16 protein-coding genes and 2 pseudogenes are annotated in these 26,421 nt (G+C 50.4%); 8 read left to right on the forward strand and 10 right to left on the reverse strand.

Going from position 1 to position 26,421, the window contains the following annotated elements:
• Positions 1-58 precede the first annotated feature (58 nt).
• Positions 59-871 carry an arsenite methyltransferase gene (locus tag NSQ46_RS15440; RefSeq protein WP_342576956.1) on the forward strand — a complete coding sequence of 271 codons (813 nt, stop codon included), beginning with the start codon at positions 59-61 and terminating at the stop codon, positions 869-871.
• Between the two features lie 252 nt (positions 872-1,123).
• Here the strand turns inward: NSQ46_RS15440 and NSQ46_RS15445 are convergent, their stop codons facing one another.
• From NSQ46_RS15445 to NSQ46_RS15465, 5 genes are all read right to left on the reverse strand, one after another.
• On the reverse strand, positions 1,124-1,582 hold the full coding sequence (locus NSQ46_RS15445) for a LysR substrate-binding domain-containing protein (protein ID WP_342576957.1): 459 nt from the start codon (positions 1,580-1,582) through the stop codon (positions 1,124-1,126).
• A 121-nt stretch (positions 1,583-1,703) separates the two neighbouring features.
• Positions 1,704-1,949 carry a hypothetical protein gene (locus NSQ46_RS15450; protein WP_342576958.1) on the reverse strand — a complete coding sequence of 82 codons (246 nt, stop codon included), beginning with the start codon at positions 1,947-1,949 and terminating at the stop codon, positions 1,704-1,706.
• Between the two features lie 135 nt (positions 1,950-2,084).
• Positions 2,085-3,227 carry a nitric oxide synthase oxygenase gene (locus NSQ46_RS15455; RefSeq protein ID WP_342576959.1) on the reverse strand — a complete coding sequence of 381 codons (1,143 nt, stop codon included), beginning with the start codon at positions 3,225-3,227 and terminating at the stop codon, positions 2,085-2,087.
• A 222-nt stretch (positions 3,228-3,449) separates the two neighbouring features.
• Entirely contained in the window at positions 3,450-4,949 is a 1,500-nt protein-coding gene (locus NSQ46_RS15460; protein WP_028404302.1) for a malate:quinone oxidoreductase, read from the reverse strand.
• 345 nt (positions 4,950-5,294) lie between these two features.
• Positions 5,295-8,222, reverse strand: coding sequence for an insulinase family protein (locus tag NSQ46_RS15465; protein ID WP_342576960.1), 2,928 nt, complete (start codon positions 8,220-8,222; stop codon positions 5,295-5,297).
• Between the two features lie 326 nt (positions 8,223-8,548).
• Between NSQ46_RS15465 and NSQ46_RS15470 the strand changes: the two are divergent.
• From NSQ46_RS15470 to NSQ46_RS15500, 7 genes and pseudogenes are all read left to right on the forward strand, one after another.
• Positions 8,549-10,180, forward strand: a pseudogene (locus NSQ46_RS15470) (spore germination protein).
• Positions 10,181-10,183: 3 nt separating this feature from the next.
• Positions 10,184-11,278, forward strand: a complete 1,095-nt coding sequence (locus tag NSQ46_RS15475; protein WP_007131407.1) for an endospore germination permease — start codon at positions 10,184-10,186, stop codon at positions 11,276-11,278.
• Complete coding sequence (locus NSQ46_RS15480; protein ID WP_342576961.1) at positions 11,275-11,484, forward strand: CLC_0170 family protein; 210 nt, start codon at positions 11,275-11,277, stop codon at positions 11,482-11,484. The genes NSQ46_RS15475 and NSQ46_RS15480 overlap by 4 nt, the downstream gene beginning before the upstream one ends.
• Before the next feature lie 40 nt (positions 11,485-11,524).
• Positions 11,525-12,766 (forward strand): Ger(x)C family spore germination protein, encoded by a 1,242-nt coding sequence (locus tag NSQ46_RS15485; RefSeq protein WP_341033443.1) that lies wholly within the window; start codon positions 11,525-11,527, stop codon positions 12,764-12,766.
• A 219-nt stretch (positions 12,767-12,985) separates the two neighbouring features.
• A pseudogene (locus tag NSQ46_RS15490) lies at positions 12,986-14,522 on the forward strand (spore germination protein).
• A 34-nt stretch (positions 14,523-14,556) separates the two neighbouring features.
• Positions 14,557-15,780 carry a Ger(x)C family spore germination protein gene (locus NSQ46_RS15495; protein ID WP_341033444.1) on the forward strand — a complete coding sequence of 408 codons (1,224 nt, stop codon included), beginning with the start codon at positions 14,557-14,559 and terminating at the stop codon, positions 15,778-15,780.
• Between the two features lie 69 nt (positions 15,781-15,849).
• On the forward strand, positions 15,850-16,986 hold the full coding sequence (locus tag NSQ46_RS15500; RefSeq protein WP_341033445.1) for a GerAB/ArcD/ProY family transporter: 1,137 nt from the start codon (positions 15,850-15,852) through the stop codon (positions 16,984-16,986).
• 111 nt (positions 16,987-17,097) lie between these two features.
• Here the strand turns inward: NSQ46_RS15500 and NSQ46_RS15505 are convergent, their stop codons facing one another.
• From NSQ46_RS15505 to NSQ46_RS15525, 5 genes are all read right to left on the reverse strand, one after another.
• Positions 17,098-18,477, reverse strand: coding sequence for an extracellular solute-binding protein (locus NSQ46_RS15505; protein ID WP_028404294.1), 1,380 nt, complete (start codon positions 18,475-18,477; stop codon positions 17,098-17,100).
• Between the two features lie 40 nt (positions 18,478-18,517).
• Positions 18,518-19,387, reverse strand: a complete 870-nt coding sequence (locus NSQ46_RS15510; protein ID WP_007131402.1) for a carbohydrate ABC transporter permease — start codon at positions 19,385-19,387, stop codon at positions 18,518-18,520.
• Between the two features lie 59 nt (positions 19,388-19,446).
• Entirely contained in the window at positions 19,447-20,397 is a 951-nt protein-coding gene (locus NSQ46_RS15515; protein WP_007131401.1) for a sugar ABC transporter permease, read from the reverse strand.
• Between the two features lie 510 nt (positions 20,398-20,907).
• Positions 20,908-24,222: a glycosyl hydrolase gene (locus tag NSQ46_RS15520; protein ID WP_342576962.1), complete on the reverse strand. Its 3,315-nt coding sequence runs from the start codon at positions 24,220-24,222 to the stop codon at positions 20,908-20,910.
• A gap of 19 nt (positions 24,223-24,241) precedes the next feature.
• Entirely contained in the window at positions 24,242-26,266 is a 2,025-nt protein-coding gene (locus NSQ46_RS15525) for a DUF4965 domain-containing protein (protein WP_342576963.1), read from the reverse strand.
• Positions 26,267-26,421: the final 155 nt, after the last annotated feature.

The raw sequence follows: 26,421 nt of genomic DNA on the forward strand, positions 1-26,421 counted from the left end.
CCTGTTGTACGCCTAGCTGTTGCTGATCTTATAAAAACTACTCGAAGGAGATGATCGAATGAATCAAGTAACGAACGATCAAATTCGCCAAAATGTACGTAACCGTTATAAACAAGTGGCTATTCAAGAAGGTAATGCTAGTTCGTGTTGTCAAACCGACATACAAACAACCAGCTGCTGCAGTACACCTTCCGACTTCAATTCGATCTCCAGTAAGCTTGGATATTCGAATGATGAACTAAGCGCGGTGCCTGAAGGTGCAAATCTTGGTTTGGGGTGCGGCAATCCCCAAGCTATTGCGTCATTAAAGCCTGGTGAAGTTGTACTCGACTTAGGCAGCGGCGGGGGCTTTGACTGTTTCTTAGCGTCCCGGCAGGTGGGGGAGACCGGTAAAGTGATCGGCGTTGACATGACACCTGAAATGGTTAGCCGTGCACGTAACAATGCTATGAGAGGGGAGTATTCGAATACAGATTTTCGTTTGGGAGAAATTGAGCATCTTCCTGTCGCTGATAACACCGTGGATGTCATCATCTCAAACTGTGTTATCAACCTCTCGCCTGATAAGCAGCAGGTGTTTAATGATTCGTTTCGTGTTCTAAAAAGCGGCGGCAGGCTGGCGATTTCCGATATTGTGACAACAGCAGAGCTTCCTTCAGAAATAAAAAACGACTTAGATAAGCTGTATTCAGGTTGCATATCAGGAGCATCTTCAATTAGCGAAATTGAGACAATGCTTCAACAAAGCGGATTTACCGATATCTCCGTCGAACCGAAGGATGAGTCCAAAGATTTTATTAAGGATTGGGTTCAAGGATCTAATATCGAGGATTACATCGTATCAGCCGTAATCAAGGCAATCAAGCCTTAGATATTACTAAACACTTTTTTCGTTTAACGGAAAGGGCTGGGTTTTATACGCACAACAGAATATTGGGAAGCTGGCGTTTTTGAGAAGCAGGGTGTCATGGCTGGTAAGTTTATTGATGTAATGATCATGGAAAAAAACGACTTACTTTAAGAGAAGATTTATGCTCCTGTAGCGAAACAGGAGCTTTTTTATGTGTTCGATAACAACAAATCAATACCTTCTAAAAGAAAATAGCAGGTGAAGATTAAATCACTATTGATGATTTAGCTCTAAAAATGCTCGAAGCGCGCTGCTCACCGGGACGTCCCTGTGATAAATAAAATGCACCACAAGCTCACGATAGGACTTCGGAAGCGTCATGGCTTTCATGTTGCTCTCCTTGGAAAGCATTGCGGCATTGGACCTCGGAAGGAGAGCTACACCGAGTCCCGAAGCAACCCCTCCGATGACAGCTTCGAGCGAACCGAACTCGATGATACGCGGATGTTGGACTCCGGCTTCTGCCAGAAGGCGCTCCACTCTGGACCGGTGAGTACAGCCCGTCGATAAGATCAGCATTGGCTTGTGCAATTGCTCCTGCAGACTTTCGGCCCCAACTTCGGTGAGCAGCACCAGTTCTTCTTGATAGGAAGGGATCTGCTTCAGCTGAGGATGCGTTACAGGGCCGTACACGAAAGCCCCGTCAATTTCACGGTTAACTACTTGCTGCATAAGTACGCTGAAAGAGCTTTTATAATATTATAAGGGATCTTTGACATATGTACAAAATACGAGTTTTGTGAAACAGATGTCAGTTTAAAAACGCCCTGAGCGTTTTTTAGTCATTTCACAGTCAATCCATCAGCCCTGCTTGACTCAATTGACGGGTCAACAGACGGATTAAAGCCGAACCTTGCTTGCCGTTGGCCAAACCATAGGGGAAAATCATCACAATTTTAGCATGACGATATCTTTTCGCAATCTCATTGGCTGCGTCTTCAAAGTTATTCCGATATGTCAGGATACCGGCAAAAAAACACACCAGGGTGCGACACTTCTCCGTGCATGTGCTGCTTGGCGATATGTAAGCCTCTGTCATGATTTCCCCCTACTTAATTTATCGACTCATTATGTGAAATTTATAACAATCCTTACTTATAAACGTTTAAACGCTGCCGATTGCCGGTACGCTATGCAAATGTCCCTTAATCTAGGGTTTATCACGCTATATTTTCTAAAGCATTGTTTCATTCGAGCTTGAATCCGAATCTCTATAGAAAAAATTAGGCGTCACGATCCGATTGTCATATGAACGATGAAAGATATGTGTCGTGGCGGGCGACAGCGGCGGAATAAGCCACGTCCAGTCCCCTGTTACCGGACAGCCTCTCTTATCCTCATTTGATTCGAAGCGTTTAAATTGCTTGGCAGCTGTATGATGATCTACAATCGTAACCCCATTCTTTTTATAAGAGTACAAAACAGCCACATTCAATTCAACAAGCGCACGATCGCGCCATAGCGTAGATTCTTGCGTTGCAGGCAGCCCCATGATCTCGGCTAGTGCCGGCAGCAGGTTATACCTCTGCTCATCCGCCAAGTTGCGAGCGCCAATCTCCGTTCCCATGTACCAACCGTTGAAAGGAGCCGCCGTATAAGAAATACCACCAATTTCAAGCCGCATGTCGGACACAATCGGCACTCCGTACCACCGAATGCCGAGCTCCTGCAACTGCGGGTATTCCGGGTGTTCAATCGGCACCTCGAGCACAAGCTCCTTGGGGATATCAAACCAACGGGGTTCCATTCCTTGTGCGCTTATCACCAGCGGCAACACATCGAATGGCGTTTTCTTTCCCTCCCAGCCGAGCGAATGACATAACGATGTCAACGCAAGCGAATCCGGGTCCCCAACCATCCCATAATCCGTCTCATATCCAGCATATCGTATAAGCTGACGATTCCATATTCGCGCATCGGATTTATGCTTCAGAGGATCTGCCGGTCTAAAAACGGTTATTGCAGGACGGATTTGGCCGCCATTCGTAGCGTATGCTATATGCTTGAACAAAGCATCCGCCATCTCCTCATCGGTAGTGACATGACGGGCATCAAACACGGTAAGCCCTTCCCAAAACAAGCGGCCAATGCAGCGATTGCTGTTTCTCCAAGCCATGCGGCAGCCATGGGTTAACTCCTCATAGGTATGCTCGTATGTACCCGACTCCATGATTTGCGTTTGTACTTCAGCCAGGCGTTGATTCAATTCAGCTTCCGGTTTATGTAATTCAGTGTAACATGCTTGTATAAAATGGGCGGCCTCAAGCTTAAGCCGTTCCGGACCCAATCCGTGTTCTTGTACCTGTACCAAAATCATCTTGCTCCTCTCATCGCTCCTCATGCCTTCAGGAATATACTACCTTGAAGTCCAGCCAACGATCAAACCCATCCGCCTATTGTTCGGATTTTGCTCACATCTAGTCATCTCATCAAGCACAATACAAAAAAAGAACCTCAATCCAAAGACGGGTTAAGGTTCTTCTGTGAACCGATCATCAATGAAAATTGAGAGATCGATTTCATCAATATAATTATAGAATTAACTATGGACGAGTTCTTTTTCGCTTAGACCAAGCGTCTTCGCAGTGGAGTGATGAATTTCTTGCAGCAGCTCAGGCTGATCCACGAGGGATACACCGTAAGAAGGAATCATTTCTTTAATCTTCGGCTCCCACTCCTTCATATGCTGAGGGAAGCACTTCTGCAGCACTTCCAGCATAACGTGAACGGCCGTGGAAGCACCTGGCGAAGCGCCGAGCAATGCAGCGATCGAGCCGTCAGAAGCGCTAATGACTTCCGTACCGAATTGGAGCGTGCCTTTGCCGGCGTCCGTATCCTTGATAACCTGTACCCGCTGGCCTGCTACGACAATTTCCCAATCCTCGCTCTTGGCGTTCGGGATGAACTCCCGCAGCTCCTCCATTCGTTTTTCATTGGATAGCAGCACTTGCTGGATCAGGTATTTCGTCAGCGCCATCTCTTTAACGCCGGCTGCCAGCATCGTGAGCAGATTGTTCGGTTTAACGGAACGGATCAGGTCAAGATTGGAGCCCGTCTTCAGGAACTTCGGCGAGAAGCCGGCAAAAGGTCCAAACAGCAGGGTTTTCTTATTGTCGATGTATCTTGTATCCAGATGCGGAACCGACATTGGAGGAGCGCCAACCTTGGCTTTCCCATATACCTTGGCATGATGCTGCGCGACAACCTCCGGATTGTTGCATACCATGAATAGGCCGCTTACCGGGAAACCGCCGATATGCTTGGATTCGGGAATGCCCGTCTTCTGCAGTAAAGGCAGACTGCCTCCGCCTCCGCCGATGAAGACAAATTTCGCCGTATGCTCCTCTACCGAACCGGTGTCGATATTACGAACTTTAAGTTTCCAAGAACCGTCGCTGGTTCGTTTAATATCCTTCACCATATGCTTGTAGTGAACCTCAACGTTGTGACTCTTCAAATGGTCGAACAGCATGCGCGTTAAAGCACCAAAGTTAACGTCCGTTCCGGAATCAATTTTGGTGGCCGCCATCGGTTCGCTGGAAGTCCGTCCTTCCATGATCAGCGGAATCCATTCCTTCAATTTCTTCGGATCTTCGGAGTATTCCATTCCTTGAAACAATGGATTGTTTGACAGCGCTTCAAAACGTTTCTTTAAAAAGCTAACATTGCTCTCCCCTTGCACCAAACTCATATGAGGAATAGGCATAATAAAGTCCTGCGGATTGCGGATCAGATTGCTGCTAACCAGATAAGACCAGAACTGACGTGAAAGCTGAAACTGCTCATTAATTTTAATCGCTTTGCTGATATCTATAGATCCATCAGGTTTTTCGGATGTATAGTTAAGCTCGCACAACGCAGCATGTCCCGTGCCTGCATTATTCCATTCGTTGGAGCTCTCTTCCCCTGGACTTGCCAGTTTCTCAAATACGCTGATTTCCCACTCCGGCGCCAGCTCTTTCAGTAATGCTCCCAATGTCGCGCTCATGATTCCGGCACCAATTAAGATGACGTCTGTTTTTTTCTGAATGCTGCTCATGATATCCTTCCTTATCCACTATATTTGCAAAAAAAGAGTAGGCGCCGCCGCTTATAAAATCTAAGCAAAACGTCACCTCAACAAAGAACCAGTTCCGATGTAATGATCACCATATCATTCTAGTCTATTATAAATATTTATAGATTAAAATATCTACTACTATCTGATAATTATAAACGATTTCATGCTAGGGACAAGAACTTATCACATAAAATCACAAAAGCCGCCGATTTTTGGCGACTTTTGATCGATATATATGATCGATAGACATCTCAACCTGAGGTTGATCGACGGCATGTGATAAGGTGTATGAGCGTTTAGACCCGCAAAGCATTGCCCGCCTGATTACTTCTCAAACAAAGGAAGAACTTGCTGGAAAAGCTGCCTCTGGGCTTCTACGCTGTCTTCATTCCCAACCGTGCACTTACTCCCCAGTTCGAGAACCGATTCAACAAGCGGAGCAAGACCCGCAACGTCTTCCGCCGTTGTATTCAGCACCTCGTCCCTTTCTCTCTGCAAATCATCATCATCAAAATCGGAAAGATACGAGGCCAGCGCGTTCGCTGAAGCAGCTGCCGGGCTGTTCGCAGGCTCTAGTTCCCGGATCGCACCGATGATATAACGCGTCATCTCCTGGTCACTCGCCTTAAAGCTGCGTAAATAATCGGGGATTTGCGCATAAACCTCATACGTTCGAGCAAGGTTCGGATCCCGGTAGGATACCATATAGCTGTTACCGTCCCGCTGGAATCCGGTCATGCAGCCATAAGCTCCGCCCTTTACCCGGATCTGGTTCCATAAATAATCATAGGATAGAATCATTTTCAGTACCCGCAAAGATCCGGAATACTGATATCCCTTATCGATAAAGCTGCCTGTCTGGGCTGCATATTGGACCTCGGACGAAGTCTTGAAGCCTTCATTGCGAAGCTCCGGCGTGAATATCACCGTATCCTGCTGCACCGGATGGTGATACAGCTTCTCTTTAAGCGAAGCTATCAGCGGCTTTATATTTGCGATGCCTTCTCGCTCCGCCGTATAGCTTACCAGCAGATTTTCAGGTCTGAAGATACAGCCGGCCAGCTCCTTCAACCGATGAATAAGCCCCTCCTTCTCCTCGTCAAAATGGCTCTCCAAATGCTCCAGCAGCCGGTAATGCGAAATCCCGCTCACCCTATCGCGGAAACTGTACACGGCGGAATGATAGGACAACGCCCGCTCCCTTGCCGCCAAATGCCCCGATGAAATCAGCTTCCGCTGTTCGCTGGATTTGAGCTGTGCGATCAACTCATACAGCCGTTTGGTATCGTCGAATTTCGAGGACAGGATCATTTCCTGGATCAATTCGAACGCGGAGCTCAGCTGACTGTACAGCACCTTCGCTTGAAATTCAAATACGGCTTTATAGCCATTAACCTGCTTTGTACTGCCGTATGCGTCGATGCTCGTGTGGATCCCGCCTGTATGAATATTAATCCGATTGGCCAGTTGATGGTAGCTGAAGCGCTCTGTGTCGACGGATCCGATTACCCCCTCCAATACGCCGGCATAGGCAAGTAATTCCTGTGGAACGTTCGACAGATCAAAGCATAACCGCAAATAACCGATTCCGTTTGTGAACAGTGGGTGATATAAGATCGTGGTATCGTCCAATCGATCAAGCTCCAGGCCGAGCTTTGGCGATTTCGGATCCAAATCCTCCCGCGAAAGCAAGGGGATCGTTGCCGACTGCTCCTTCGTCGAAGGTTCATTCTGGTATGCCTTAAGAGCCTTGGTGCGATCGACGAGCTGCTGCAGCTCATCCGGGTTCAACTGATCCCGGTAAGTTTGAAGACGAGCTCTGAGCTTCTGCTCTTTTTTGATGCTCAGCCCGCTTTCCGGAACGACAGAGACAATGGATGCATGCGTATTTCGGATCAAATACCGCTCAATCAGCCCCTCGAAATACCGTTTATCCATGTTTTCTCTGAGCCGGTTAAAGATATGATGATTTTCCAAATGTACAAATGGAGCGTTATCATCATAAAGCCAGCTCCCGAGCGCTTGCAGCGCATAACTTAAGCCCTTCGGGTAACGGCCGAAATCGGCTTCGCGGTATTGAAATTCGTATAGGCTGATGCCGGCAAGCAGTGAATCCCTGTCGATACCATTGCTTACCAGGTCATTCAATACATTCGTAATCGTATCGACGAATTGATCCCGATCCCTCTGATTGCTCCCCTTCGCAACGATGCTGAAGAACGGCTGATAGACTCGGCTCTGATAGGTTCCATACACTTCCTTCGCAATCCCTTGGTCCAGGATGGATTGTCGAAGCGGGGCGCCTTGCGATCCCAGCAGCGCATAATGCAATATTTGAAAAGCGATCGTCAGCTCAGGATCCAGGCTCGTTCCAATCACCGCATTATACGTCAAATAAGAGCGATTCTCCTCCGATTCTCCGCTTCCGATCGGGTACGTCCTCACGGCTTCTGCCCGTTGATGAAACGGAGCTTGAAGCGCGATGTCCGAAGCTGCGTCAGCACGGTCATAATGAGCAAGATACGCCTCGTCAAGCCACTTTAGCTTTCCCTCCATATCCATGTTTCCATATAAATAAATGTAGCTGTTGGAAGGATGGTAATATTTCGAGTGATACGCCAGCAGCTCCTGGTATTGCAGGTTAGGAATATCGTCCGGATGTCCGCCGGATTCATAGGAGTAGATCGTATCCGGAAACAGCGTGTTCAACACGGACCGGTATACGACCCGTTCAGGCGCGGAAAAGGCGCCCTTCATTTCGTTGTACACGACACCGTTATATTTAAGCTCCGCATCCACCGCTTCCAGATTGTAATTCCAGCCCTCCTGAAGAAATATTTCTTCTTGATGGTGAATATTGGGATGAAGAACCGCATCCATGTAAACATCCATCAGGTTCTGGAAGTCTTGATCATTTCGGCTCGCTACCGGATAAATCGTTTTATCCGCGAAGGTCATCGCATTCAGAAAGGTGTTCAAGGAGCCCTTAGCCAGTTCTACAAAAGAATCCTTGGCAGGAAACTTGCGTGACCCGCAAAGAACGGCATGCTCCAAAATATGCGTTAGCCCCGTATTGTCAACCGGCGGCGTCCGAAATCCGATCGTAAATACTTTATTCTCATCGTCATTCGAGAGCAGAATGATTCTGGCCCCGCTGCGCTTGTGCTCAAGCAAGGCTCCATCCGACTGGATATCCTTCAGTCTTCGATGCTGCAATACTTGATATGACGTTAATGAATCCAGTGTCTTCATAATCGTAACCTCCATGACCGTCTCCATGTTGAGTACGGTAATTTGTATGTTTCATTTTTTATTATTCCGTGATCGGGTGCAGCCTCCCCTTCCATATAAACATTCGACATGTCTGCCGCAGCTCCTCCGCTCATCTCTACCGATGAGGAGCGTCTTGGGCATCGTTATATACAAGAATCCCATATGTGTCATCTAAGGTTAAGTGATTCAACCCGCTCTCGATGGGTTCACTACCACAATTGATAAAAATTACAAACAGTGGAAATACTGAGTCAAAATATTCAATTGCTATGAGCACCGTTAAATCGGGAAAGGTGTGAACATCCATGTCTTTTTCCAAATGGCAGGGGTCCAACCGGTCAAGAAAGGGTAAATCCGCTGACAAACCGGTGACAAAGCAGGTAGAGGGTCGGAACATCTCCGAAAGTCTAGAGGAAACGACGTCAAGCATCAAGGATCTCCTCGGGGGCAGCGACGATTTTATCGTCCATTCCTTCCAGATATTCGGACAGCATGGTGCGGTCCTGTTTTATTTCACCGATATTACGGACCATGTCGTGATCAATAATACAATATTGAAGCCGCTCAAGTACGGTCCCCCCCCATATCGATGTGGAGAGCATCCCGCTTCATGCGCTGAGGGATACATTATTAGAGGATACGCTTTATCATAGCGAAGGATTCGCCGAACGAAATATTTCAATACTAATTGACAGTCTGCTGCGCGGGCAATCCGTCGTCGTCATCGATGGGCTGAACGAGGCAATCGTCATCGAAACCCGTAAGATTTCCCAGAGATCGATCGAACAGCCAGCCACGGAACAAGTCATTCGAGGGGCCCGGGAAGGCTTCATTGAATCCTTGGGAACGAATATCTCCCTTCTTCGATACCGTCTGCAGACGCCGGATTTCCGGGTGAAATCCATGCAGATCGGAACGAAGACCAAATCCAAGGTTGCCGTCTGTTACATGGAGGGCATCACCAATCCGGGCATTGTTCAAGAAGTAAATAAACGCCTATCCACCATCGATATTGATGCCGTGCTCGATGCCGGCTACTTGGAGCAATTTATTGAAGACAACCACTGGTCGCCGTTTCCCCAGATTCAATATACGGAGCGGCCGGATAAAGTCGTAGCCAATCTGCTCGAAGGAAGAGTAGCTATTATGGTGGATGGATCACCGATGGCTCTCATCGTACCGACCGTCTTTAGCCAGTTCTACCAGACCGTCGAAGACTATACCGAACGGTATGTCTTGATGAGCGCGATCCGGATGTCCAGGCTCGTTGCCCTTATCTTCTCATTAGTCTTCCCTTCGCTATATGTAGCGATCATTTCATTCAATCCGGAATTGATCCCTACCGAATTTGCCGTTGCGGTAGCGGGCGGACGAGCAGGTGTACCTTTTCCAGCGGTCATTGAAGTGTTGGTCACGAAATTTCCATGGAGGTTTTGCGTGAAGCGACGATTCGTCTGCCACAGCAGGTTGGCGGTGCCTTATCGATCGTTGGGGTGCTCGTCATTGGACAGGCTGCGGTTGCTGCAGGCTTCTCAAGCCCGATCACCGTCGTCATCATTGCTCTGACAACCATCGGGTCATTCGCTACACCCGCATACAATGCAGCGCTCGCACTCCGGATTCTGCGGTTCCCATTAATCATTTTGGCCGGCGTGTTCGGTCTCTATGGCGTTATGGTCGGGCTTATTCTCATTACGAATCACCTGCTGTCGCTCAAATCGTTTGGCGTTCCTTACTTGAGCCCTTTCGTTCCGGGCAACGTTCAGGGCATGCGCGATTTGCTGACGCGAGGACCACTGTGGAAAATGAAGAACAGGCCTTCCTTCCTCCACACGCAGGACATCACAAGATTGGGCGACAACATGATTGACCAAGTCGATCATGCTTCAAATAACATCATGAGTTCCACCCATCCTAACGGAGAAAAGGGGCGTTAAACGATGAATAATCAGCGCCAAGTAACCGTATTGCAGGCATCGGCAATCACGATCAGCACGATCGTGGGGGTCGGCGTCCTAGCACTCCCTCTTGGGGCGGCACGCGCAGCGGACGCCGGAGCCCCACTTGTCACATTTTTGGGGATGGCGCTCGCCTTTGTCGGTTTATTTTTCATGACCCGCCTGGGCATGCGATTCCCCAATGATTCGTACATCCAATATAGTGAAGTCATCATGGGCAGGTGGCTCGGCACGATTGGAAACCTTGTATCCATCGTCTTCTTTGGCGTATTGTGCTCGCTGGTGGCAAGAGAATTCGGTGAGGTTGTCGTCACAGCCGTGCTCAAGAATACGCCGCTGGAAGTGACCGTACTCGTGATGCTGCTTCTGGCAGCCCTCTCCTCACGCAAGAACATCATGTCTTTTGCCTACATCCACTTATTTTACAGCCCATTTATTCTCGTACCCGCATTGCTGATTGTCGCCCTTTCCTTAAAGAGCGCCAACATCATCAACGTGCTTCCGGTCTGGGGGAACGACCCGAGCGGGATCCCAATGGGGATCATTACGCTCTCCACGATGTTTCAGGGTTACTTTATTATGATGATGGTCATCCCCGCCATGTGCAGACCCGAGAAGGCGATGCGGGCAAGCTTTTGGGCAATGCTGGTGACGGGCTTGCTGTATACATTGATCGTTATCGCAACCGTCGGCGTGTTCGGTGCGGAAGAAACGAAGACACTGCTCTGGCCGACACTCGAGCTGGCCAAGGCGACCTCACTGCCCGCCAATGTGCTGGAGCGCTTGGATGCAGTATTTCTTGCCGTATGGGTTACGGCCGTATTTACCTCCTTGTTCTCTTGTTATTACTTTACCATCTATTCGATTAGCAAGATGTTGAAGCTGGCTGATCAAGGGATGCTGTCTTTTTTCATACTGCCGATCTTGTTCGTGCTGGCGATGCTTCCCCAGAGCTTGCTTCAATTAAATGAATGGAATGCCGTCATATCCAAGTTCGGACTGCTGATAACCATCGTGTACCCAGGCGTGCTGCTGACGATCTCGAAGCTGCGCAAAAAAAGAGGTGCTTCCCGATGATCGGTGAAATCTACAGCGGTTATCTGTATGTCGCCATTGCGATTTGGATCTTGACCGGGTTATTTAATCTTGTTGTCGATACCCGCAAATATGATCAATCGAAGATGGACAAGGAGAAGAAAGTATCGCGCGTCCTAGAGTGGATCAACATCGTGTCAGGCATCGTCATTTTTTTGGGGGCTATGACGTTAAAAATCATTTTATGAGCGTGACGATATGGATCAATCCCGGGGAAGGAAGATTTCTATGAGAGAACATGCATCCGTAGATTACAAGCTGAGAATCATCATGACCCTTCTCCTCCTAGCATCGCTGCTAACAGGCTGTTGGGATCGCATGGAGCTTGAGGAGCGTGCCGTCGTCCTTGGCATATCCATAGACACCGCCGGGCCGGATGCGGCGAAGAAGGAAGACGAGGTATCCCACCTCATGGGGAAATATCCCGCTCCAAAACAGAGCATGATTCAGTTGTCCGTGCAGATCGCTCTGCCGGGGCGTATCCCCCTCGGGCCTGGCGAGAGCGGCGGCAGCAGCGACGGTGGTGGAAAACAGACCGTGTGGGTGCTCAGTGTCGTCGGTCATACGATCGATGATGCCATGATGAACTTACAGCAGCAGATATCGGGAAAATTGTTTTTCGGCCACCTCCGTGTCATCGTCATCTCCGAGGAAATTGCAAGGAAAGGTATCCAAAATATAAACGATTATCTTCATCGCAATGCGGAAGTACGCCGAATGGCATGGATGATGGTGTCGAAAGGAAAAGCAAAGGCGCTGATGGAAGCTGCTCCGAAATTGGAGCGCGTCCCGACGCTGTACTTGGCATCCACGTTAGACGATGCCGTTAGGCATGGGAAATTCCCGACCAATTACATTGGAACGTTCTGGAGCAATTCCTCGAAGAAGGGTCAAGAAGGATTCCTCCCTTACATTCAAATCATGGAAGGTGAGAATGTTCAAATCAGCGGGATCGCTTACTTTAAGGGGGAGAGGATGGTCGGCACGACAAAGCCGTTTGAAATTGCCGGATATTTGGTCATCAAGGGAATCAGCCCGGCGGGATACCGGGGGATCATCCATTTGGGCGATGACTCGCAAATCGTTACGATCCATGCGACAAACCGGGAAGCAACGACGACGGTTAAGATCAAGGACGGCGTCCCCCACTTTACGATCACGGCAATGACGGAGGTCAACGTCGAAGAGAAGAATGAAGAAGTGATACCGATCAATTCATCCCGGATCCTTGAGGAAATCGCCTCAGAGAATGAACGTTCCGTCAAAGAGCTGGTCCTCGGGCTTCTTCGAAAGACCCAGGAGAAGGAATCGGACATCTTCGGATTCGGCGAGCTCGTACGGGCAACAAAGCCGACGTATTGGAATCGGAACGTTCGGACGGCCGACCGGTGGCAAAAGCTCTATAAGGAATCTACATTCGAAATCCATGTGACATCAAAAGTTCGCAGAGTCGGAATGAAAGCAGAGTAAGGTTTTTCCGACCAAAGCGTATACCGGCTGAGCTCTGAATGCGGATCTGCCTGTGCTTAGTTTCGGCTCTACTCTAAGAGCTCCCTGCATGCGCGGTTACGATTCCAGGAAATAGGTAACCCTTAGTTCATACGATAACTGGTTAAGGTGGTTTTAGAGATGTTCTTTTTCAAGAAGCGCAGCCGTTCAGCCGCCCGATCCAAGACCAGAGAAGAGCCAATGCTGCAACAAGCGGTTACGGACGGTACCGCCTTGTCCGAGCAGTTGGACATGAATTTAAGCATCATCCGGGAGCGTACGGGCGACAGTCCGGATATCATCATACGGAGGCTTGACCAGGTTGTGGGGTGTGAAATTCGCGCGGCCGTGATCTTTATTGATGGTCTGGTGAAAGATCAAATCATCAACCATTCCATCATGGATTCCTTGACGCAGGTCAGTTCTATGGAAATCCCCCCTTCCCCTACCCCGACTCAGATTGTCAGCCTGATCCAGAACCGGTTTCTATCCAACGGAACAGTCAGCGAGCTAAACAGCATGGATCAGCTGCTAAATGCGGTATTAGCGGGGAATACGGCGATTCTCGTGAACGGCTCCGTAAAAGGCGTCCTGGCGAGTTCTTTCGGCGGCGAACAGCGCAGTGGAAGAACCCCAGTCCCAAACCGTTATTCGAGGACCTAAAGAAGGGTTTACGGAAAATATCCGAACGAATACCGCCTTGATCCGCCGGAAGATCAAAAGCCCTGACCTGTGGATCATCAACCGAAAGATCGGACGCCAGACACAAACCGATGTTTCGGTGATGTATCTGCATGGCATTGCCGATGAAAAGATCGTGAATGAGATCCTCCAACGGTTGGACCGAATCGATACGGACAGCATTTTGGAGAGCGGATATATCGAAGAATTTATCCAGGACCGGACATTCACGCCTTTTCCGACCATAACGAATACGGAGCGGCCCGATGCGGTTGCCGGTGCGGTCTTGGAAGGCAAAGTGGCGATTCTGGTCGATGGGACCCCATTTGTGCTCATTGCCCCCATCACGATCTTCAAGCTGTTTCAATCCAGCGAGGACTACTATCAGAAGCACGACATCGCCACATTTCTGCGCTTGCTGCGCATGGTTTCGTTCGTGATTTCCATGCTATTGCCTTCTCTCTATATTGCGATCACGACGTTTCATCAGCAGATGCTCCCAACCTTGCTTCTGATCAGTCTGGCCGCACAACGGGAAGGCGTTCCCTTTCCGGCATTGGTCGAAGCGTTCGCGATGGAAATTACGTTTGAAGTTCTCCGGGAGGCCGGCGTTCGTATGCCGAGAGCGATCGGATCGGCGATTTCGATTGTCGGAGCGCTCGTTCTCGGTCAAGCTGCGGTTCAGGCCGGCCTGGTGTCGGCTGCGATGGTCATTATCGTTTCTTTTACGGCCATCGCCAGCTTCGTTGCCCCATCGATCAGCATTTCGAACTCGGCGCGGCTGCTGCGGTTCGGCTTTATGATCCTGGCCGCCACTCTAGGCTTGTTCGGAATCATTGCTGGCATGATCGCTGTGCTCATTCATTTGAGCGGGCTTCGCTCCTTTGGGATTCCTTATCTGGTTCCAGTCGCTCCCTTCATTCCTTCCGATCAGAAGGATACCTTGATCCGGGTTCCATGGTGGGCCATGAAGCGCAGACCGAGATTGATCAATACGCAGAATGTTACAAGACAAAGCAAAAATCTAAAACCATCGCCATCGGAAGACAATGAATAAACAAGCATCATGGCAGCTAAAGAGGTGATGATGTATGGACCGCAATCGGATAATTCCAATAGTTATGCTAATCTTCCTGCTGCTCCTGAGCGGATGCTGGGACAGCAACGAATTGAACTCCCTGAGCTTTGTGGCCGCAACGGCAATCGACCGGGATGAGGATCGAAAGCAATGGGTCATTTCCTTTCAAGTCGTCATTCCGCAGGCCATTGCCACGCAAACCGGCGGCGGAGCCGGCGGCAGTCAATCCCCGGTCACCATCTTCTCGACACGAGGCCGAACGATCCGTGAAGCGATGCAGAATGCAAGCTTGGAGACGTCACGCACCCTCTTTTTCGGTCATAACTCGGTCTTGATCATGAATGAAGGCGTAGCTCGGACCGAAGGGGTAAAACAGATGCTGGATTTCTTTCTGCGTCCGATCGAGAGCCGGGAAACGATGTCGGTCCTTCTGACCAAGGGAAAAGCCTCCGATCTGTTGGAGGTATTCATCCCGCTTGAGAAAATAAACGGCAACGCCATTCAACGGGTGATCGAACAAAGCCATGACAAATTGTCGCAGGTCCAAAATATCAAGCTCATCGACTTCGCAACGATGGTCGCCGATCCAAACTCCGATGCAAAAGTTCCCGAGGTGAGGATATCCGGTAATAAGCAAGCGCAATCCTCGCTGGATGCGCTTAAATCCACTCGAAGCAAGGCCGTTATCAAGCTTGGGGATCTTGGTGTTTTTCGCCATGATAAATTAATCGGCTGGATGAATCGCCGGGAAAGCCGCGGCGTTGCCTGGTTGTCGAATGAAGTCAGTCAGATGATCATTGTGTTTCCATGCGATGAAAGAAATCCCGACCAACTTTCGAGCTTCGCTGTGATCAAATCATCGACCGAGCTGGATCCCAAAGTTCATGCGGACGGGATCGTAATGGATGTTCGAGTTAAAGCGGAGGGGGTGCTGGATGAAATGAGCTGCCCTATGAAACTGAAGGACCCGGATGTCATCAAGATTCTGGAGCGGGCGATCGAGGATGAAATCAAGGAAGAAATCCAAGCCGCATGGAGCAAGATGAGAGAATTGAATGCCGATGTAGCTGGTATCCGTAATGTGATTCATCGGAAACAGCCCGTGGCCTGGAGAAAGCTGAGTCAATCGAAGCAGCCGCTCGAGCAAATCGAGATTCGTATGCATGTCAAGGCGAGTATCGAGAATACCAATATGCTCTACCAGCCGTTCTCGAATATGCTGGAACCGAAACAATAATGCCGAAAGAGATGTGGGGCCAACGCCCGAAACTTCGGAGACAAAGGACAACATAAGGATGTTAAGGATATGGAGAAAATTGATAAGTACCAACTGATCGCAATGACCATATTATTCATTATCGGAAGCTCGCCTTTGTATCAGCTGGGGATCGAGGTGAACCAAGACGCCTGGCTGGTGATGCTCACGGGGATGCTGGCCGGGTTATTGCTGCTTTTCGTCTATATTTATATTCAGAAGCGGAATGCCGACAAGAGCCTCTACCAGATCCTGAAGCGTCATTTCGGCCGTTGGATCGGCACGCTCTTGGCCGTAGCCTACATCTTCTATTTCGTCTATGAATCCATGAGGAACACTCGGGAATTCGGAGACATTATCAATGTTGCCTTCCTTCCGAGTACTCCCCTGTTCCTCTTAATGCTGATCATGATCGTGCTGTCCGGGTACGCCGTATCCAAAGGAATCGAGGTGTTCTTTCGTGTGGTCGAGTTTTTACTCCCGATTACCTTGATCGGCTACCTTCTGCTCGTGATTATGTTTGTTTCGACCAATTTGATTCATCTCGAACGGCTGCTTCCGATTCTTGAAAACGGGGTAATGCCCGTCATCAAAGCGGCAATCCCCAAAGTCATCAGCTTTCCGTTTGGCCAGGTCGTCGTATTTCTCGTGTTCTGGAACCATCTGAACAACCAAAAGGTGTTGACCAAGGTTACGGTGTTGTCCTACCTGTTCGTCGGCATGTTCCTGCTAGTCTTCAGCATATTGAATCTTGCCATTCTGGACCCGACCATAACAAGCATCTCAACGCTTCCGATGCTCCGCAGTGTCCGTCTGATCCAGATTGCGAATTTCCTGGAACGACTGGACCCGATCATAATGATGCTGATCTATATCGGGATATTCGTCAAAATGACAGCTTTCTACATGGCGGCAGTGCTTGGGCTTTCGCAGCTGATCAAAATGAATCATAAGATGCTCACCTTGGCCGTCGGAGGTTTTATCTATGCGATTTCCTTTATTTCGCCCAATCTGATTCACCATCTATGGGTCGGTTTTGAGCAAAATTTGAAATATCATTTTCCGATCTTTCAAATCTATGTCCCCCTTCTGCTTGCCATGATCATTATGCTAAGAAGCTTGTTTTCACCGAAACGCAAGAGAGGCACCAGACCATCGCCGGCTGCAAAAAAGAATGGTCAAACGTAAAAAAACCGGCCATTTCGGCCGGATATCCTAAATGTACATACAAATTGGAATATTTTATGATATGACGTTCATATACTCATCATGGTTAGGCCCGTCTATGCATATTAAAAGTTACTTCAAATTGGCCGACCATTTCTCAGCACGCGACTGAAGATCATCCAGGAATTTCTGTATATCCGGGGCGTTGCCAGAGGCCGCTTGGCTGATAAACCCGTTGATTGCCGGAGCGATGTCGCTCATGTAGAAAGGGTTGGCTTCGTCCATCAGCTCAGAATGACCGACGGCTGCGATTTCAAGCGCCTTTTTCACGTACTTGTCCTCCGGCGTAACAAAATCGGCGTTTTTCAAGGTTGGCGTACTGGAGAAGTTTTCGTACCTATATTTCTGCGTCATATGACCGCTCAAGAATTTGAGCACTTCCCATGATGCCTCCACATCCTTGGCATTCTTCGCCATGACGAACGGATCGACAGCCACCCATCCTTCTCCGTCAGGCCCCATGTTCATTACGGGCTCGAACCGGTCCAGAAGCTCTTTGTTCTGCTTCGAACGGTATTCGCTCATGGTGGATCCCCCGGTGGAATCGAGCGCAATCGCGATGTTGTTTTTCTCCAGACCGAAATTTTCAGCTCCCTGTGCATTCACGAAGCCCTTAGGCGGCAGCTGCGCTGCTTCTTTCAGCCATTCCAGCACCTTGACCATCTCCGGTGAATTCAGATGCCACTTGATGCTCTTGACATCCTTCAGCGTTCCCTCTGCTCCCTTGGCGCCGTATGCGAGGGTCAACGCGACAAAGGTAGAGCCGTTTAAGGAGTTGCCGCTCCAGAAGAGGCCGTAATTATCTTCGCCTGTTTTCGGATTTTTCCCGGTCATTTTCTTGGCCTTCTCGAGAATTTCATCGGGACCAGGCTTAGCCGAGAGCGGTTCAACGCCCCAGTCTTCAAAGAGCTTCTTATCGTAAATCGTCATTCTGCGGCCGAGAACGGCAGGAATGCCAAATTGCTTCGTTCCGTCCGGCGACTTGGTGCTGTAAGAATTGTTCATGATCCCCTCAAGATAAATGCCCGGATCGAAGGATGAATCATTGGCAATCAGGTCATCCAGATCGCGCAAAAGCCCGTCCTGATACCATTGGGAAGCGAAGGCGCCCCCGGTATATAAGACATCGGCGTCACCGGATAAGAGCATTGCCGACTGCTTGGCTTTGACATTTTCCCATGGGATTTGGTACACCTCGAGCTTAATGTTCGGGTACATGATCTTAAACGTCTTATCCAGGTATTCATTGAGACCAATCACCGGATTGCCGGTCAGCGCGTCAATGCCATTCTCCAGCTGCCAGCCGGCGAGGGCCACGCGCACTGTCCCTTCCATGTCCGACACCTTTTCGATCTTGACGCCGCCGGTCACATCGGTGTTCGAACCGCCCGAGCAAGCGGCCAGCGTAAACGTCAGCACGAAGGATAATATAAGCAGCACAGCCTTCTTCATTATTTCATGACACCTCCGAATGAATTGCTTATCTTACGATCTACTGCTTAATGCCGGACAGCGCGATACTCTCGATAATATAGCGCTGCAGGAACAGATAGACGGCGATAACCGGGATCAGACTGGCCGTCGTGGCTGCCATGATGATGGATGGCTGTTGGTTAATGCCGTTATTATAGGTGAACATGGCCAGACCGATCTGAATGGTGTATTTGCTTGCCGATTTCAAAATGAGCAAAGGCCAGAGCATATCATTCCACACGCCGAGAAACAGCAGAATCACCATCGTGGCAATGATCGGCGTGCACAGCGGCAAATACACGCGGCTGAACACGGTAAACTCCTTGGCACCGTCCAGTACGGCAGCCTCCCTTAAGCTGCTGGGCAGCTGATCGAAGAATGCCTTCGCCAGGAATGTACCGAACGCATAGTTCATCGCCGGCAAATAAAAGGCGAGGTAATTATCAACAAGTCCAAGCTCGCTGAACAGCAGGTACTGCGGAATCATCGTCATTTCAAACGGGATCATCATGGTGCTGAGGGCGAGAAGAAGCACGATGTTCGCCCCCTTGAAACGAAGCTTAGACAACGCATAGCCGGACAATAGCGCCGATAGGGAGCTAATGAGAATAACGCCTGCACTGACCAGCGTGGAATTCCCGATATAGAGGAACATCTTGATATTCGTGAATGCAACCTCAAAGGTTCGAATGGACGGCTCCTCCGGCCAGATTTTGGGCGGAAACGTAATATTCAGCCGCGCTGCCCAGTCGAAGCTGGTAATCAGCATCCATAAGAACGGTACGATCATTATGAAGGAACCGGCGAACAGCACGATTGTCAGAATCAACTGATTGATCGACAACCGTCTGCGGGGCACAGGCTCCTTAGAGACAGCTGTACCGGACATGGTCTCCCTCCTGTCTTCATGATATCGTGTTTGCAGATCGCCATCATGCTAGGCGGCATTTAATCCAGACTGTCCTTACGCCGGTTCAGCAGCATGAGGCAGACCGTCAGAATGAGAATGATCAGGAATAACAGGTAGGATACCGCAGTGGCAAGCCCCATCTGGGAAGCCAGAAACGCATTCCGATAGATATACAGCACCACCGTCATCAGGCTTCCGCCCGGATTGCCGGCTGTCCCTCCGATTAACCACACATCGGTAAACCGCTTCATCCCGCCGATCGTTCCCATGATGAGCATGAATACAAAGATCGGACGCAAATACGGAATCGTAATGTACAGCCATTTTCGATAAGTACCCGCCCCATCCACCTCAGCCGCTTCGTACAGGTCGCGCGGAACGCTCTGCAGCCCAGCCAGAAAAATAATCGTGTTGTAGCCAAGCGCCCCCCAGAGACTCATGAGCACAATGCTGTACGGCGCCACTTGCGGATTCGTGAACCATCCGATAGGCTCGATGCCGAACAATCCGATGACAAAGTTGATCAGCCCTTCCTTGGACGGAAAGAACAGAAAAGAAAACAAGAGCGTCGTGGCCACACCGGAAACAACGTTCGGCAAGAAATAGACCGCTTTGAAAAAATTCCTTCCCAGGTTCCACTTCAGGTTGTTGATCAAGCTCGCCAAGATGAAAGAAAAAGCGATGCCGAGGACGACCGACCACAGCCCCATTAAGAACGTGTTTGAAAGCGCTTGCCAAAATATGGTATCCCCTAACGCGTACTTGTAGTTGTTCAACCCAACCCATGTACCGGTCAGATTGAGTCCTGACGTCTGATGAAAGCTCATGAACAGCGCGGCAAACATCGGGTAAATGGCGAACACCAGTACGCCAATGATCAGCGGGGCACTGAACAAATACCCCATCCAGTCATTGCGGGTGAACCGGAATTTTCGCTTGGGCAGGCCACCATGAACCGCAGACCCTTTCCCCTCCGGGGTGGATGACACAACCAATCCTCCTCCTTTCATATAATCGCCGGATCTATTGCCCGGCAGTCGGACAAGGATTCCCTGTCCATTCTGTACAAGATTATGTGTTGGATTCCGGATTGATTCCGGATAATGTATCTTTCTTTTTTCCCGGTTTATCGACGCTTACCAGAAGACGTCCTTATCGAACCATCGATAAATCTGCAGATTGCTGCAGGTCGACTGGTGGCGGGTTTTTACGTTAATCGAATCACAGCAGGCTATTCATATACAGAATATGAATTCTGGAATAGGGACTTGGAGATTTTAAAGATTAAGTATCTATACTATAAGGATCTTAATAAACGAATTTACATATAATATATTATGTAAACTCATATCCCCAAACAAATGACCTTATCGATTAACGATAAGGCCTTCTTTATATTTGAAACTATGGTTGACTCTCCTTTCAGTGAGAGTCATCCCTCTTTGAAACAAGGTTTGTGAGGAAATCTCCTGATCGCTCCTCCGTCTATGAACCTATGATTACGAGGAAGCCCCCGCTCTCCGCCGGACCAGCTTGACCTGTCCAAGCACGCCGGAAGGCAGAGCTTTTTTGCCGTACACATTTTCAAGCGTATTCGCAACTTCAATGCGGAAGACATGATCCCCCTGCTTCATATAAGAGGTGATATTCCAGCTGTAGGGCGGCCACAGCCGGACGCCGGCATCGTGCTCGTTCACGTACAGCCGCGCTGTCTCCCGAATATCCTCGGCCTCCAGCCATATTTCTTCATCCGGAGCAAGGTCCTTTCCGGCAATCGACAGCTGCTGCGAGTAACATCCGATTCCTGCGTAGTATGGATAACCCGCTTTGCACCAGTCGCCTGACAGTAGCTCTGGCTGAACGGTTAACGCGTGACCATGGGCCGCAAAGGGGCCGATTAGAAATGCCGGAAACGAAACAGCTGGCATGGGCTCAAGCAATGAAACCGTCAGCACCTCGAGCACATTCTCCCCCTCCGTTAGATGCGAGGTGATGTCGACTGCCGAATAATATGGATCTTGCCACCGGGATGGCCGCAAGCCTTCCTGCCGAGCTCCGTTGACAAAAATTTCGATATTTCGGCGGCGCTGCAGGAACCCGATATGGGACGGAATGCGCTGGTCCACATCGTCAAGGATCAGCTCAATGGACGGCTGGCTCGCTGTGCGTGCAGGATCAAGTGTATGCTGGCTTTGTTGTTCATGCGAGCGCCGTGCGTCCCGCAGCCAATCGATCAGCTCTGCAGATAATGTAAAGGTCGTACGGTACGTATTCACTTGGCCCGGCATCGTTGCATTCATCCGCGACTCGCGGTCATTCAGCGTGACCATCCACCGATCAAGCAGGAGCACGTTAGGATCATGGGTCTGGAAATGCCAAGAATCTCCCAGCAACCGCTCGCCGGGTATCCTAGTATCTGTAGAATGTTGGGCATCGATTCGGCCATCAATCCGAACGTCAGTTCGATCTCCCCATTCTGTGCCTCGATCGGTCGGAAACGAAATCACGCGCAGCTCCCCAGGCGCCAAGTGCAGCTCGGCATGGTTCGTCAGGCAAACAACGCTCCCGCTCTCCAGATCCCACAAGCGTAGTTCATCGCTGCGGCGGTCACTGCAGCTCATCCGGACCGTTACGGCGCGATCTGACCAATTCAGCAACCATGCGAAAGGCATACCCTCTCGATATCGTTCCACCATGATGACATCCTCTCGGCTCCCTGCAGTCACATCCAAAGACAGGTTAAGCTGTCTGTACAACATCGTCCGAAGAAGAGAACAAACGTTCTCGAAACACTCTTCTTCGGCATTCCGATCATTTCCTGAAGCAGCTGCTTCGTCATGATCCGCGCCGGCCAGGTCGAAATATACCGTGACCCCTTTTCCGACCGTGTTAACGACACCATGATGAGATGCCCCGAACAAAGCGTCCATATGACGCGTGACTTCAGGATCGTGCCGCTGGTATTCACTATGCTGCGGAATGGCGCCAATCGCTATTAAGGCTCCACCTTCCGATACGAAGGACATTAATCGTTCCGCTATATCTCTCGACATCACTTGTAGTCCCGGAAGAATCAGTATCCGATACCCGTCCTCCTGTCCCGCAAAGCAAAATCCGCTTCCTTGCACGATCTTTGCTAAGCGCAATTGACACTCATCGACATAATCATAATCCAGCGAATGCCGAAGCAGACGATCCGACAGCAAGGAGAAGTATCGGTCGCAAGCCGGATGCTGGTTCGATTGTCCCGATACGAACATATGGTCGTATACCGTGTGGATCGGTGACAACATGAGAACTTCGGGCCGCCGTTTTGTATAAGCCCCGAGCAGGCTGAGGCGCCCGATGTAATCAGCGAAGCTGCGATAATGCGGCCAATGCGGCGCATGATAAAATTCCGTCGGCGGAAAATCCGTTTTTCGATAGCCGGCAAAGGAATAATAGAACGCGTGCGGAATGAATAGATTGACGCCCAGAAACGCCATAAAATTCGCATCCAGCCGCCGCTCTCGCATGGAGTAGGCATGACCGCTTGCCCCGAAGGACTCGCATACGACCCGCTCCTTGCCTTCCAGCTGTGCCACGGATGCCGCCGTCTTCACGGACACGATCCTATGCGGATGATCCTTGGTGCCGATACCCGGCGTCAAATAATCAACGCCCGTGTAATGAAACTGCTGCATGACGCGGGTCTGATTGCCTTGGGAGCGGGCTTGGCCCCACACGGGCTCCTCCAAGGTATGGCCGATGTACAGCAGGCCCAGCCGCTCGCACCAGGTGCGGATCGCTGCATGATAGCCGCCGACATACCACCTCGTAATCGTCTCATAATACTGCTGACGAAACGTCCTGCTCCCATCGGCCATGCCGTACATCAATGCGCCCAAGTGCGGAATCGGATCATACCCGTTCTCTTCCCGGAACCGCTCGACCATGCCATGGGACCAGGCAAACACCATCCCCGGGAGCGTTGCTCTCACGTTATGGACATCCGTCCGGATCGCTTCCACGCCGAAGAAGCCGTCATGAATCATGAGTCCCGGCTCGTCGGTAAACACGCCTTGAATGGTCTTCCCGTACTGCCTCTTCAATCGCAGCAGCGGCTCGTATGACATCCGGATAAACGCTTGAACCGCCTCCGGATTCAGCGTATCCAGATAATAGCCTTGCGCGAAGGTCATTCCTTCCGCAATCTCACAGGACCAGCACGCAAGGATCACGTAGGAATCGTCGGTCTTAGGAACCCATTCCTGGTTTAGCAAGCCGGTGATGTTCTCGGGATTGCTGCACAGCAGCCACTCCCCTTCCCGTTCAATCGCGCGGTAAGCCAGAATGGCGATAAGTTCTTGATGCTCGTAAGAGGTAAAGTCTAGCTTCAACGAAGCCTGCGCCCCGCCTCCTAGAAGTCTTCGCTCTTCAACGCGAAGGTACCGCATGCGATATTCCGGATACTGCCGCGTCAGCTTGCCGCCGACCGTTCCGCTCGGCCAGTTATCCTCATCGTAAAGCCATACCATCATGTTTCGTTTGCGGCACTCCTCCGTACAGAACTCCAGCGCATCCATGAACTCATCCGATAGAAAGCCCGATTGCATCCCATGCCGTGCATGCAGCACGACCCCGCCGACGCCCGCCTCATGCATGGCCTCAAGCTGCCGCTCCAGCTCCGGCTTCTCCAGCCTATGGTTGAGAAACCAAAAAGGCTGGGGACGGAATATGGCGGCGGGATCCCGGAACTGCGCTTCTAATGAATCGCCCCGTATTGGTGCTCGGCCAATATCCTGCATGGTATCTCGTGTTCTAAACTCCTGCACCTTGATCACCTGATTTCATTTAATGTCCATTAGCCGCTGTTTGTTTTGAAAGCAGCAAAGGCAGGAAAAAGCCGCCCACGACTGACCGGTTCTGGAAATTCATCTGCTTCCCGGACTTCGTATCATACCAATCCGTTATGGGAACGCGGCTTTCCGTTTCGTTCAGAAAGTCCCAGAACGGAGCGATCAACCGTTCAAACTGCGAACGGGTTCCCATCGAAGCGCTCCAAATGAGCCAATCCGCCTTGGTATACGTCTCGCGGCTATCCAGCGGCACGCCGTATAGATTCTGCTGCTTCAGATAATGCTCAACCTCCTTGACGGCAACCTCATCCGGGAACAAGCCAAGCTCCAGGAGCCGGTCCCACACAAGGTTGTATTTCAGACTCCAAGTTTCGACCGGGCTGTCGAACGTAAGCTTGTAGTGATCCCCGGCTTCCGCCATGGACAGCCACTCTCTGGCCATTGCTTTGGCCGCTGCCAGGTATTCTTCGGCAGACTCATCCATACCTAGCAGGCTGCACATTGAGGCATAGGCGCCGATTCCGACAATCGCTTTGATCGACAGATTGGCATTGTGGGCGAGATGCCCGGCAAAGTCATCGGTACAGAGCTGATTGTCCGGATCAAGCCCATGCGCAAGCAAATAACGGGCCCACTTGGACAGCAGCTCCCAGTTCTCCTTGGCAAAATCCCCGCTGTCCTCGTATTTGCAGACGGCCGCTGCCATCAGCAGCATATTGCCGCACTCCTCGATCGGCATCTGGTACTCCAGCTTGTTCTCGCCGTATACCTGACCGTTGGCTTTCGGATACGTGCCCACATCGTGCGGGGCAAAATCAAATGCCCATTGGCCGCTTCCGGCATAATCGAAGATCGGACGCATCATCCCTTTGACCAGTTCCGGATTATACTTCAGGAAGAGAGGCATCGACGGGTAGCTGACATCGACGGTGGCGATGCAGCCGTTGCTGAAATTTTCTTTGGAGAAAAATAAGATCCGCCCCGATCCGTCCGTGACCAGTTTATGAGCCGCGATCGCTTGCCGGTATGCCAATGCCGCGATATCCCTGAACTGTTCGCCGCCCGCTGCGGCGCATTCTCCCAGCAACTCATCGCTAAAGGCTTGGCAGCGCTGCAGGATATCCTCATATTCGTCCGCAGCCGAGAGCAGCATCTCCTGAAAGGACGCCCCGTTTCGCTTCCAGTAAGCATCCAGCGGCTGATGAAAATATTCAATGGAATGCACATCGTCATAGGCGAGCATTAGGAACTGTGACACAGGCTCGGCGTCGATGCGCCCCATATCGACTTCGGCTGCGAGAACCGGCATATTTTCCCCGGCAGGCCTCGGTTTAGCTGCATCATCGGCAACCGGCAGCTCGCCGGTTCGAAGATACGCTTCCCTTCCAGCTGCGGAATGAATGGCGCTTCGAATGCGCTCTGATTTAGGATACGCTAGGTACATGTAACCCCAGTCGATTCGCGTATCATCCCCGGCGCGCTGCAGTACCGGCTGGGCTACAGTTCCGATCGACAAAGCGGACAAACGTTCCGATTGCTCGTGACGATCCCAGGTGACGACCTGATCTGTGGTATGGACACACCACTCGCTGGTTACATCTAAATAAATTTTTACTTGATGGGATTGACCGTCAATGGACTTCGCCTGAAACGTGACATAGGTGACGGGACGGGACAAAACATCCAAATCATCCGGCAGCAGCGGCGATGTGAAGCTAACCTCCAGACGGATGCCTTCACCTTCGAAGGTGTACCGGGTCGTCAGCGGCTCAACCGCAAGCCCGGTTTGCTCCAGCACCTCCGGTTCCGCCGGATCCGACGGTTGTTCATCCTGCAGTCCGACCCGTCCCATGAACTTCCTCGGTTTGCCGTCGATTAGGATCAGGCCGACCATACCGCAGCGTTTATTCGTCCAATGCCGGATATGGTCGTCAGACAGATGATCGGCTGCCGACCACGCGCTAAAATACGGGTCAATCGTGACCAGCGGCACGGACGGCGGTCTTAAACTTGTCTTCATGTTCATTTCAGCTCCCTTTGTTCCGATATTTGGCGGATACAACATGAACCCATCTTGCAGGAGATGCGAATTGCAGCATAAATATTATCCTAACAGTTCTGCATGGCATCCGAATTTCCTTTGAATGAAACGGGCTTTTATGCGAAAGACTTCGC

It is taken from the genome of Paenibacillus sp. FSL M8-0142 (assembly GCF_038597315.1).
In the GTDB taxonomy this organism is placed as follows: Bacteria; Bacillota; Bacilli; order Paenibacillales; family Paenibacillaceae; genus Paenibacillus_AQ; species Paenibacillus_AQ lactis.